Source organism: Paradevosia shaoguanensis (assembly GCF_016801025.1).
GTDB classification, from domain to species: domain Bacteria; phylum Pseudomonadota; class Alphaproteobacteria; order Rhizobiales; family Devosiaceae; genus Paradevosia; species Paradevosia shaoguanensis.
Map to the genome: position 1 here is coordinate 320464 of NZ_CP068983.1, position 12601 is coordinate 333064.

The window sequence follows — 12601 nt, forward strand, 5'->3', positions numbered from 1 at the left end:
AAATCGATTTAAGTAGCGCGCAGAAGTCTTAGACGGAGTCCCCGCTTCTGCCAATGGCGGGCGCATGCTTGACATGTGACCATTTAGTCACCTATCGTCGAGATCGTGGATGACATCTTCAAAGCCCTGGCCGACCCAACGCGGAGAGCGCTGCTGGACAGCCTGCACAGCAGGCAGGGCCAGACGCTGACCGAGCTGGAGGCGGGACTGGAGATGACGCGCTTTGGGGTGATGAAACACCTCAAGGTTCTCGAAGAAGCCTCGCTGGTGGTCACGCGCCGGGAGGGACGGTTCAAGTATCACTATCTCAACGCCGCGCCGATCCAGGAGGTCGCGGACCGGTGGATTGCACCCTATGCCAAGCCACTGGCCCGGTTTGCATTGGACTTGAAAAACAATCTCGAGGGACGTCAGATCATGAGTGAGAAGCCTGATTTCGTTGTCGAAACCTATATCCGCACTACCCCCAAGGCGCTCTGGGACGCCCTGGTCAACCCGGACAAGACCGAGCTCTATTACTATGGCGGCCGCGTCACCTCCGACTTCAAGGTCGGCAGCCGCTACTGGTTCCCCGACGACAAGGGCGGGGTCATGCTGGATGGCGAGATCGTGGAGATCGTGCCGGAAAAGCGGCTGGTGACCACCTTCCTGGCCGCCTGGGCGCCGGACAAGCCGGCGACGCGCGTGGCCTATGACATCGCGCCGATGGGCGACGTCTGCAAGCTGACCATCACGCATTACGAATACGAGAAAGCGGCGCCGGGTGTCGTCGGCGGGTGGCAGCTCATCCTGGCTGGGCTCAAGACCTACCTGGAAACGGGCAAGCCGCTCAACGTGCCGATGCCCGCCTGACGCGAGGCGCCACCTTATGCCAGCAAGAAAATAGGCGGGGTTTCCCCCGCCTATTCTTATTTCTTAGTGTCGCCCCGACCAGGCAGAGGAATTCGTTCCTTGACGACCTCCTTGGCGGGACGGACTTCGAATTCCTTCTTGGTGATGAACTGACCATCACCGGCATCACGATAACCCGTCCGGGTCTTCTTCTCGGCCATGCGAATTACTTTCGGCGCCTTGATTACGACAACCTCAGACGCTAGAACCCAGTTGTCAGACTAGAGTAGTGCGGTTTTGTTGCCGGTAGCGGTGACGCTAGGCCGCGCGACTTCAAAACAAAGAGGCAGAGGGTGATTCTACCCTCTGCCTCTTCTTATTACTGACCAACGGATTCTCTGCAAGCCAAAGTAACGGTTTGTTAACCTTTAGAGCCGGAGTCCTCTTCAGAGTCAACCGCACATGTGAATAGCGGTAGTAACTAAACGAAGGCCCGTTGACTTAGCGCGACTCAGGAACGTGCACTACTGGGCAGCCTCGCTGGTATCGAGGAAGCCGCCGGACTGGCGCTCCCAGAGGTGCGCGTAATGTCCGCCGAGTTCGAGGAGTTGGGCATGCGTGCCCTCCTCCACGATCTTGCCCTTGTCGAGCACGACGAGGCGATCCATCGCCGCGATGGTCGAAAGCCGGTGGGCGATGGCGATGACGGTCTTGTTCTCCATCAATGAATCGAGCTGCTGCTGGATGGCGGCTTCCACCTCGCTATCGAGGGCGGAGGTGGCTTCGTCGAGCACGAGGATCGGTGCGTTCTTGATGAGGACGCGGGCAATGGCGATGCGCTGGCGCTGGCCACCGGAGAGTTTTACGCCGCGCTCGCCGACATAGGCGTCGTAGGCGGTGCGGCCCTTCTGGTCGATGAGGGCTTCGATGAAGTCGTCGGCTTCGGCGAGGGCGGCGGCGGCCATCATTTCATCGTCGGTGGCTTCGGGGCGGCCATAGATCAGATTGGCGCGTACGGAGCGGTGGAGGAGCGAGGTGTCCTGGGTGACGACGCCGATATTGGCGCGCAGGGATTCCTGGGTGACCTTCGAGATATCCTGGCCATCGATGAGGATCCGGCCGCCCTGCAGGTCGTAGAAGCGCAGCAGGAGGTTGACCAGGGTCGACTTGCCGGCGCCGGACCGGCCGATAAGGCCGATGCGCTCACCAGGCTTGATGGAAAGCGAAAGGTGATCGATGACGCCGCTTTCGCGGCCGTAGTGGAAGCTCACGTCCTTGAAGTCGATGGCGGCCTTCGTGACGACCAGCGGCCTGGCATCGGGGGCATCCTGGAGCTCCAGGGGGCGGGCGATGAGTTCGGCGGAGTTCTGCGCGGTGCCGTAATTGCGCATGAGGCCGTTGAGCTGGGTCATCATGCGTCCGAGGAGGTTATAGAGGCGCAGGATGAGGCCCATGGTGAAGGCGACGCCACCCACGGTGACGATGCCCTGGGTCCAGAGGTGCACGGAGAGCGCAGCGATGCCGGCGATCATGATGCCGGAGAGCATGGCCATGGCGCTGCGCACGCTCACCAGCATGCGGGCAAGGCGGCGCACGGCGGCGATGTAGTTGTCGAAACCGGCATGGACGAATTCGTCGTCGCCCTTGGACGTGCCGAAGAGCTTCAGGGTCTGGATATTGCCGAAGCTGTCGACGATGCGTCCGGTAAGCGCGGAGGCGGCCTCGGCGCTGGCGGCTGAGCGCTTGCGCATGCGCGGAACGTAGTAGCGGGCCATGAAACCGAAGACGACGATCCAGAGGATGACGGCGGCGGCGAGGCGCCAATCGAGCTGGCCGACGAGGATGATGGTGGTGAGAGCGTAGACGGCGATGAACCAGACGACCTGGAGCAGGCTGACCATGAAATCGCCCACCGCGCCGCCCGATTGCCAGACCTTCGAGGCAATGGCGCCGGAAAAATCGCTCTGGAAGAAGTTGAGACTCTGGCGGATGACGTGGGCGTAAGCCTGCCAGCGAACGAGGTTGTAAAAGCCGATATTGATGGTCTGCTCTTCGACCACCGCCGACAGCCAGGTGATGATGAAGCGGGCGATAACCACCACGAAGAGCATAAAGAGCAGCTCGTTGCCGAAGCCGCCCAACAGGCCTTGCCAGCCCTGGGCCTGGGTGGAGGAATCGAGGATATCGACGAGCCGGCCCACGTAATAGAAGAGCGCCGCTTCGACGAGCGCGACGAGGCCGCCGAGGACCAGCAGCGCGAAGAAGGGCAGCTTGGCCTGGCGGATGTAATACCAGAAGAACTGCAGCACCGGCGCGGGCGGCTGGAGGTCGCCCTTGCGAGCGAAGGGATCGACCCAGTTCTCGAAGGTCCGGTTGAGCTGGTCGATAATCTTCATGAGGGCCGCCGGAGGGAAAAACGACTGGAGAGTCGTGAGCTTAGATCATGACCTAATGGCGGCAAGGGGGATAGGGTTCCGTGAGGTTACGTGGTGGTGAATGGGGCGGTTAGTTCTGTTTCGGTGGTGGCTTTCGCTGAGCTCGCTCGATGCTGAGCCTGCCTCGGCGCTAGCCACTCACTCCTCTGACGGAGACGCAATGGCGGGGTTGGTGTTCCGGGCTCACCCCCACCCCTCCCCGCAAGGGGGAGGGAGGGATGGAGGCTTGAGATCAGGGTAGGCCCCTCCCCTTATTGTGCGGCTTCGACTTCCACGGCGTCCAGGTCGAGGAAGCCGCCGGACTGGCGTTCCCAGAGGTGGGCGTAGTGGCCGCCGGAAGCGAGGAGTTCGGCGTGGGTGCCTTCTTCCACGATCCGGCCCTTTTCGAGCACGACAAGGCGATCCATGGCCGCGATGGTCGAGAGGCGGTGGGCGATGGCGATCACCGTCTTGCCGGCCATCAGGCTCTGGAGCTGGTCCTGGATGGCGGCCTCGACCTCGGAATCCAGCGCCGAGGTGGCTTCGTCCAGCACCAGGATCGGCGCGTTCTTGAGGAGCACGCGGGCGATGGCGATGCGTTGCCGCTGGCCGCCCGAGAGCTTTACGCCGCGCTCGCCGACATGGGCATCGTAGCCCGTGCGGCCGCGAGGATCGCCCAGCCCCATGATCACGTCATGCACCTGCGCCTGTCGGGCGGCGGCGATCATCTCTTCGTCGGTGGCGTCCTGCCGGCCGTATTTGAGATTTTCGCGAACCGAGCGGTGGAGGAGCGAGGTGTCCTGGCTGACGAGCCCGATGGCCGCGCGCAACGATTCCTGGGTGACCTCGCGCACGTCCTGCCCGTCGATGCGGATGGCGCCATCCTGCACGTCGAACATGCGCAGGGCGAGGTTGACCAGGGTCGACTTGCCCGAACCCGAGCGTCCGACGAGACCGATCTTCTCGCCGGGCGCGACGCGCAGGTCGAAATCGTCGATCACCGAGCCCTGCTTGCCGCGCCAATAGTTGAACGAGACGTTGTCGTAGACGATCTCGCCGCTTTTGACGTGGAGTGGAGGCGCGTCGGGCTTGTCGAGCATGGTGATGGGCTGGGCGATGGTATCCATGCCGTCGCGCACCGTGCCGACCTGGCGGAAGACGTTCGAGCCGATTTCGAGGATCCAGCCGGACATGTTCATGATCTGGAGGGCGAAGGGCACTGCGGTCGCCACGGCTGCGGCGTTGAGCGTGCCCTCGTTCCAGCCCCGCAGCGACAGCCACGTGATGGCGATCACGAGGAAGGCATTGAGGAAGAACAGGGTCGACCACATGTAGGTGAAGACCCGCATGAGCTTGCGGAACTCGACCGTGTGCTCGAGGATGGAATCGGCGACGTAGGCGTCTTCGTGCCCGCCGGTCGAGAAGGTCTTGAGCGTCTGGATGTTGGTGTAGCTATCCACGATGCGACCGGTCATCACCGACTTGGCTTCCGAGAGCTGCTCGGAATGGTGGGCGATGAGCGGCATGGAGATGTGGAACAGCACGCCATAGGCGATGCCCCAGATCGCGATCGGCACGAGCAGGAGCGGGTCGAGACCGGCCAGCACGGTGATCGCCACCACGACGAAGACCAGGGCATACCAGGCCGCATCGATGGTGAGGTTGATACCCGTCTCGATCGCTTCGCCGGTCTGCATTATCTTGTTGGCGATGCGGCCGGCAAAGTCGTTCTGGAAGAAGGTCCAGCTCTGGCGGATCACATGCCAGTGGCTCTGCCAGCGGACGATGTTGACGATGTTGGGCACGATCGCGTGGTTGCGGACCAGCGTATCGATGATGAACATGCCCGGGCGCACGAGAAGCACCACCGCCGCCATCAGCAGCAGTGTCTGGCCGTTGGTCGAGAACATGTCTCCGGGATTGGTGGTGGCCAGCATGCCCACGATCATGCCGACGAAGATCGGCATCATGGCATCGGCGATGGAGCCTCCGGCTACCAGCACCATGCGCAGCGCGAAGGCGCCGCGGAACTGACCCAGGAAATAGGAGATGAACTTCCACAGCCCCATAGGCGGCTGCGGGTTTTTCGCCAGAGCCACAGGGCTGTAGCGATTGTCGAAATAGGCAATGACGCGATCGAACATTTCGTTCTCATTTCGGTTGCGCCACCCCGTAAATAGATTCAGGGTTTGGCTTTATGGTATTGTTTTCGCTTTACTTTCTTGAACGTAACTGCGTTCGCGTTATCGCTAATTCCTGCCATTTTCCTTCTCCTTGGCTGGTTGAAACCCTGGTTACTCTGCCGCTTCGGCGTCTTCGTCGAGTTCGAGGAAGCCGCCGGACTGGCGCTGCCAGAGACGGGCATAGTGCCCACCCTGTTCGAGCAGTTCGGCATGCGTGCCCTGCTCCACCACCTTACCCGCATCGATGACGATGAGGCGATCCATCGCGGCGATGGTCGAGAGGCGGTGGGCGATGGCGATGACGGTCTTGCCTTCCATCAGGTGCTGGAGCTGCCCCTGGATCGCCGCTTCGACCTCGCTGTCGAGCGCGGAGGTCGCCTCGTCGAGCACGAGGATGGGGGCGTTCTTGAGCAGCACGCGCGCGATGGCGATGCGCTGGCGCTGGCCACCCGAGAGCTTGACGCCGCGCTCGCCCACATGGGCCTCGTAACCACGATGACCCTTGGGATCGACGAGTTCGCCGATGAAGTCCTCGGCCTCGGCGAGGCGCGCGGCGCGGATCATCTCCTCGTCGGTCGCGTCGGGGCGGCCATAGATGATGTTCTCGCGCACCGAGCGGTGAAGGAGTGAGGTATCCTGGGTCACCACGCCGATATTCTCGCGCAGCGATTCCTGGGTGACCTTGGCTATGTCCTTGCCGTCGATGGTGATGGCGCCCTTTTCGCGGTCGTAGAAGCGCAACAGCAGGTTGACGATGGTCGACTTGCCGGCACCCGAGCGGCCGACGAGACCGATCTTCTCGCCCGGCTTGATGTCGAGCGTCAGGCCCTCGATCACGCCCTTGTCCGAGCCATAGGTGAAGGTCACGTCGTCGAACCGGATGTGGCCCTTGACCGCGCCGATCGGCTTGGCCTCGGGAACGTCGGAGACGAGGCGCGGCAGCGAGATGGAGTTGATGCCGTCGCGGACGGTGCCGATATTCTCGAAGAGCGCCGACATTTCCCACATGACCCACTGGCTCATGCCCTGGAAGCGCATGACGAGGCCGAGCGAGACGGCGAGCGCGCCGGGGGTGAGACCACCGCCGAGCCAGGACCAGATGCCAATGGCGCCCACCGCCGCGAAGAGCGCGGCGTTGAGATAGTTCACCGAAAGCTGGAGCACCGTGAAAAGGCGCATCTGACGGTAGACGGTGTCGAGGAAGCTATCCATTGCCTCGCGGGCGTAGTCTTCCTCACGGTTGGAATGGGAGAAGAGCTTCACGGTGGCGATGTTGGTGTAGCTATCCACGATGCGGCCGGTCATGGTCGAGCGGGCATCGGCCTGCGCCTCGGCGATCTTGCCCAGGCGCGGGATGAAATAGCGCATCAGCGCGATGTAGCCGACCAGCCAGAACAGGAACGGAATGGCCAGGCGCCAGTCGCTCGAGGCCGCCAGGATCACCGCGCCGGTGAAGTAGACGACCACGTAGACGAGCATGTCGAGCAGCTTCATGACCACTTCGCGCACGGCGAGTGAGGTCTGCATCAGCTTGGTGGCGATGCGGCCGGCGAACTCGTCCTGGAAATAGCTCATCGACTGCCGGATGAGGTAGCGATGGCTCATCCAGCGGATGCGCTGCGGGAAGTTGCCGAGCAGCGTCTGGTGCATGGTGAGGGTCGAAACCACCACCAGCAACGGCAGGACGATGAGGATCACCCCGCCCATGAGCGCGAGCTTCCAGCCGTCGGTCTGGATGAAGGTGGCGCGGTCGGCCTCGGCCAGCCAGTTCACCACATCACCGATGAAGCCGAAAAGCAGGATCTCGCCGCCGGCAATGGCGGCAGCAGCCAGCGCCATGAGGGCCAGCCACTTCTTGGCGCCCTGGCTGTAGTGCAGGCAGAAAGCCAGGAGTCCGTTGGGCGGTTCCGCCGGCGGATCGAGCGGATAGGGATTTAAGCGGCGTTCAAACCACTTGAGCATTTGCCGTCACCTTGTTTGTCGCCCATGATCGAGAAGGAGCGCGTTCGCTACGACCTCAAGTAGTGTTGAGGTACTGCTCGACCAAGGCGGTGGCGGCAACATTCGTCCGCCGGATGTAATTTGGATGACGCACCTATTGACGCGGAACATGACGTGAGGCGAGGTGCGTGCCGGCGGGACGCTCAACCCTTTCCCAATGCTGCCGGATTCGGCGGGAATGATGGCTGAGTTGGTTGCCAGCCGCACAGAATACACGAAGCGGACGAATCTGCTGTAGCCATCGGGCAACAGCAATTTCAATAGTTTAAGGCACGAGCTGGGGAGCCGTTCATGCGCACCGAAACCGAGCACACGATCTACCTCAAGGATTATGCTCCGACCCCGTATTTCATCGACCGGGTGGAGCTGGAGGTGGAAATCGCGCCGGAAAAGTCGGTCATCCATGCCCTGCTCCACGTGGTGCCGCGCGAAGGCACGGAGCCGGGTACGCCGCTGGTGCTGGATGGCGACGAGCTGCTGCTCAATTCGGTGGCCATCGACGGCGCGCCGCTGGGCCTGCTGGCCTATGAAGTGACGCCATCGAGCCTCACGATCAACGAGCCGCCGCTGCGCCGGTTCGTACTCGAGACGACCGTGACCATCGAGCCGGAGAAGAATACGCGGCTCATGGGCTTCTATCGCTCGAACGGCACCTGGTGCACGCAATGCGAGCCGGAAGGCTTCCGCCGTATCACCTATTATCTCGACCGGCCGGACAACCTTGCCACGTTCAACGTGACGATGATCGCCGACAAGGCACTGGCTCCCGTGCTGCTCGCCAACGGCAACCCTGCCGGCAGCGGGGAGCTGGAGAACGGCAAGCATTTCGCCGTCTGGGAAGATCCGCACCCCAAGCCGTCCTATCTCTTCGCCATGGTGGCGGGCGACCTGGGCGCGATCCACGACAGCTTCACCACCACCTCGGGCAAGGAAGTGGCGCTCGCCATCTATTGCGAGCACGGCAAGGAAGACCGGTGCCTCTACGCCATGGATGCGCTCAAGCGCTCGATGGCCTGGGACGAAAGGCGCTTCGGGCTGGAATACGATCTCGACGTCTTCAACATCGTCGCCGTGTCCGACTTCAATTTCGGTGCGATGGAGAACAAGGGCCTCAACATCTTCAACGACCGGCTGGTCTTCGCCATTCCCGAGACGGCGACGGACGCCGACTACGACAATGTGGAGCGCGTCATCGCGCACGAATATTTCCACAACTGGACCGGCGACCGCGTGACCTGCCGCGACTGGTTCCAGCTCTGCCTCAAGGAAGGGCTGACGGTTTATCGCGACCAGGAATTCTCCTCGGACGAGCGCTCGCGCCCGGTCAAGCGCATCGAGGATGTGCGGCTACTGCGCTCGGCGCAGTTCGTCGAGGACGGTGGCCCCCTCGCCCATCCGCCGCGGCCGGACCACTACCGCGAGATCAACAACTTCTATACGACCACGGTCTACGAGAAGGGCGCCGAGGTCGTGCGCATGCTGGCCACGATGCTGGGCCGCGAGGGTTTCCGGAAGGGCATGGACCTCTATTTCGAGCGCCATGACGGACAGGCGGCAACAATCGAGGATTTCGTGGCGGCCTTCGCGGATTCGGCTGGGGTGAACCTCGACCAGTTCATCCACTGGTACCTGCAGGCCGGCACGCCGCAGGTGGCGATCAGCGACGAGTATGACGCAGCCAGCCAGACCTACAAACTCAAGCTGACGCAGAGGACCGATCCGACGCCAGGCCAGCCGGACAAGCGCGCCATGGTCATTCCGGTGCGCTTCGGGCTTATCGGCCCGAACGGCAGCCCGATGGGATGGAGCAAGGTTTCGGGCGGGAAGGTCGAGGGCGACCTGATCATCTTCGAGACCGATGCGATGGAGCTCACGTTCGAGGGCATTGCCAACCGGCCGGTGCCGTCGCTGCTGCGGGAGTTCTCGGCTCCGGTCAAGCTCACGACCTCGCTTTCGGCCGAGGACCAATTGTTCCTCGCACGCCATGACAGCGATCCGTTCAACCGCTGGCAGGCACTGCAGACGGTGGCGACCGGCATCCTGCTCGATGCGGTGCGGGCGGGTGGCAAGCTTACGGACGCCTCGCGCGTCGAGGCGCTGGCCGATGCGCTGCGCGAGACGCTTGAAGGCGGCAGCGGGGACGATGCGTTCAAGGCGCTGACGCTCTCGATGCCTACCGAGGACAATATTGCTCAGGCGATCGGGCAGAATGTCGATCCGCTGGCGATCCATGAGGCACGCGGCGCGCTGCGCAAGGCGATTGCCCAGCGGCTGCAGGACCGACTAGTGCTGACCTATAATGCGCTGGCCGATGACAGCCCCTTCTCGACCGCTCAGGCGGCGACGCAGCGGCGCGCGCTGCGCAATGCGTGCCTGACGCAACTCGTCGCCGGCGGCACGGACGAGGCGTTTGCGCTGGCGGAGGCGCATTATCGCGGCGCGACCAACATGACCGACCGCATGGCGGCGCTCAGCGCGCTGGTGCATGCCAATGCGCCGATGGCGCAGGCGCTGCTCGGGGATTTCCGCACCCTCTACACGGCCGACCCGCTGGTGCTCGACAAGTGGCTGAGCCTTTCGGCGCAGGTGCCCGACGCGGGCACGCTCGACCGCATCAAGGCGATCCTGGCTGACCCGACTTTCCCCAAGAACAACCCCAATCGCCTGCGCTCGCTGGTGGGCAGCTTCGCCAATGCCAATCCGGTGCAGTTCGCGCAGCCGGACGGGAGCGGCTTCCGCTTCGTCACAGAATTCGTGGCGGACGTAGACAAGCGCAACCCGCAGGTTGCGGCTCGGGTGCTAACGGCCTTCCGGATCTGGCGCAATTACGAGCCCCAGCGCCGGGCTGCAGCCGAATCAGCCTTGAGATCATTGGAGGAATCCGGGACGCTCTCGCGCAATACCGCGGACATCCTCGGAAGGACGCTTGCTGGTTAACGCTTCGTTACCTGCGGAAGAATTTTTCTCGTCGGCTAAGTGATTCTGGCGACTCGCGAATTTCAGGGGCAGGCCTCATGCCCCTGGAAGCCCCTCTTGTCAGACGCTCGCGGCTGATTCACAGTCTCGGCATAGGGTTGCGGGACAGGCTTTCGCCTCACAATATTTTCGGAGAATTTGATGCGGTCGACGGAGACATCCGGCGTCGAGGCAAAGGGATTCGTATCGGCTGATTTTCGCCGGACGGTTTCCCACCAGAGCGGGTCGAAAGGCTTGCTGGCTTCTGCCCAGTCGATGATTTCCAGGACGTCTCCGGTTACCCGCGCCGTCGCTCTCACCGCGCTTCTCGCGGTGGCGCTCTTCATCCTCTTCGACATCGCGCGGACGCTTCACGATATGCGCCTTCTCGGCACGGAGGACGTGCAGTTCGACCGCGCCGCAGGCGGCGTGGCGATGCGGGCCTTCGGCGCAATGCTGGTGGCGATGGTGGTGATCGTCTTCATCGGCCGGCGCGAAGCGGCGCCCTCGCAGAGCCAGCAGCAGATGGAACAATTGCTGGCCACCATCAATTCGATCCGCGAAGAGCAGCGCCAGCTTGCGCGCCGATACCACGAGGAAAAGCTGCGCGCGGAGGCGGCCAGCCGCTCCAAGACCAATTTCCTCGCCCACCTTTCCCATGACATCCGTACGCCGCTCAACCACATCATCGGCTTTGCCGAACTGGTGCGGCAGCAGACCTATGGTCCGCTCGGCGACAGCCGGTACCTGGGCTATATCGAGACCATCAAGCAATCGGGCGAACACCTGCTGCATTCCTTCGCCACCATCCTCGAGCTCGCCGAGCTCGAAGGTGGACAGAAGCCAATGCGCGAGGAACCGGTGAGCATCGATCGCCTGCTGACCAACACCGCACAGCGCTTCTGCAAGCGCGCCCAGCGCGCCGGCCTGCGCTTCGAGGTGGGCCTGGGAAGCGAAGCCATCGTGACCGCCGACTGCATGGCGCTCGACCGGATGCTCGGCAATATCGTGGACAATGCCATCCGCTTCACGCCGCAGGGCGGCAGCGTCAAGCTGGCGGCGTTCGCGGCGGCGGACGGCGTGGTGATCGAAGTTTCGGACACGGGCCTGGGCATGAGCGAAGATCGCCTTGCCAGCCTCTCCCAACCGTTCGTCCTGGCGGACGCAACCTTTACCCGCAAGACCGGCTCCGGCCTGGGCATCGCCATTGCCCGTGCCATCGCCGAGCAGAGCGGCGGTCGGCTGGCCATCGATTCCAGCCCGGCCCTGGGCACCACGGTGGCGATTTCGCTGCCGCTGCGCGAATACGCACAGGCGCTGCCGGCAGTGGCCGCCTAGGACTTCAAATGCTGCGCTTTCGCCCTGACGGAAGCGCACCGGAACCCGGGACCGCTCCGCTTGTCGAAGAGCAGACCCGGATGACTGTCGCTCCTCGTCCCTCGACAGCTCTGGAGGCGATGGACGAGGGCGACAACCAAATTGTGATTACCGAGACGGCCAGATTCACTCCTCGCGAGAGGCGAATGTCGCAGATATCGGCGAATCAACCGGCGCGGGCGCGCCGGCTACTTGGAGAAGGGCACCGACGCGACGAGGACGTCGCCGGACTCGTTGAACTCGACCTCGTAGTCCACGGTGATGGAATTGCCGAGCAGGATGATCCGCGAACCGATGCGGACGTCATTGCCGCCGCGGTCGGCCTGGCGCTGCTTGAGATCGAAGCTGATCCGATCGCCCTGGCGCACGCCGACGGCTACGCCGCTGAAGCCGGCATTGGAGCTCATCGCCGCTTCGAACCGCTTGTGCTCGTCGCTGAAGGCGATGGTGCCGCTCACCGAAAGATTCATATTTATCAGGGTGCAACGGCCGGCATAGTTGATCTTGCTCTGGTTGCCCTTGGCGATCGTCAGACGGCAGCGGAAGGGCTCAGGCTTTTCGCCGCCCGTCAGCACGCTCTCACCGCGCCAATTTCCGATGTAGGAACTGAGATAGGCCATCTCGGCATCCGCGGCGGAGGCCGGTCCGGACAGCGTTGCCATCAACATCGCCGGCAACGCGATGCGTGAAATCCAATTCTTCATGTACTTTCGCCCACCTGGGGTCACCGCTAAAAATCCCTCTGACCCTGTGTGCTTGGGCCATGACTCTTGTGTTATTTTGGCTTAGCCATGAGAAGGAAGCTAGCGCTTTTGCTTGGGGCCCGGGGGAAACGTGTGA

8 protein-coding genes are annotated in these 12601 nt (G+C 62.9%); 3 read left to right on the plus strand and 5 right to left on the minus strand.

Annotated features, from left to right (window positions below):
• Positions 1–105: 105 nt before the first annotated feature.
• Positions 106–852 (plus strand): metalloregulator ArsR/SmtB family transcription factor, encoded by a 747-nt coding sequence (locus JNE37_RS22815; RefSeq protein ID WP_203065091.1) that lies wholly within the window; start codon positions 106–108, stop codon positions 850–852.
• A gap of 56 nt (positions 853–908) precedes the next feature.
• Here the strand turns inward: JNE37_RS22815 and JNE37_RS01510 are convergent, their stop codons facing one another.
• The 4 genes from JNE37_RS01510 to JNE37_RS01525 all read right to left on the minus strand — a co-directional run bounded on the left by JNE37_RS01510 (position 909) and on the right by JNE37_RS01525 (position 7390).
• Positions 909–1052: a hypothetical protein gene (locus JNE37_RS01510; protein WP_203065092.1), complete on the minus strand. Its 144-nt coding sequence runs from the start codon at positions 1050–1052 to the stop codon at positions 909–911.
• A 303-nt stretch (positions 1053–1355) separates the two neighbouring features.
• Positions 1356–3227, minus strand: a complete 1872-nt coding sequence (locus tag JNE37_RS01515) for an ABC transporter ATP-binding protein (protein ID WP_203065093.1) — start codon at positions 3225–3227, stop codon at positions 1356–1358.
• Positions 3228–3517: 290 nt separating this feature from the next.
• Complete coding sequence (locus JNE37_RS01520; RefSeq protein WP_203065094.1) at positions 3518–5389, minus strand: ABC transporter ATP-binding protein; 1872 nt, start codon at positions 5387–5389, stop codon at positions 3518–3520.
• 150 nt (positions 5390–5539) lie between these two features.
• Positions 5540–7390, minus strand: coding sequence for an ABC transporter ATP-binding protein (locus tag JNE37_RS01525; protein WP_035035150.1), 1851 nt, complete (start codon positions 7388–7390; stop codon positions 5540–5542).
• A 330-nt stretch (positions 7391–7720) separates the two neighbouring features.
• Between JNE37_RS01525 and pepN the strand changes: the two genes are divergently transcribed.
• Together pepN and JNE37_RS01535 are read left to right on the plus strand one after the other, a co-directional pair.
• The gene (pepN, locus tag JNE37_RS01530) at positions 7721–10366 is read left to right on the plus strand and encodes an aminopeptidase N (RefSeq protein WP_203065095.1); all 2646 of its coding nucleotides are present in this window, start codon (positions 7721–7723) and stop codon (positions 10364–10366) included.
• Between the two features lie 180 nt (positions 10367–10546).
• Entirely contained in the window at positions 10547–11722 is a 1176-nt protein-coding gene (locus JNE37_RS01535) for a sensor histidine kinase (protein WP_203065096.1), read from the plus strand.
• A gap of 227 nt (positions 11723–11949) precedes the next feature.
• Here JNE37_RS01535 and JNE37_RS01540 read toward each other — a convergent pair whose 3' ends face one another.
• A complete protein-coding gene (locus tag JNE37_RS01540) occupies positions 11950–12465 on the minus strand; it encodes a heme-binding beta-barrel domain-containing protein (protein WP_035035159.1) in 516 nt (171 codons plus the stop codon).
• Positions 12466–12601 lie beyond the last annotated feature (136 nt).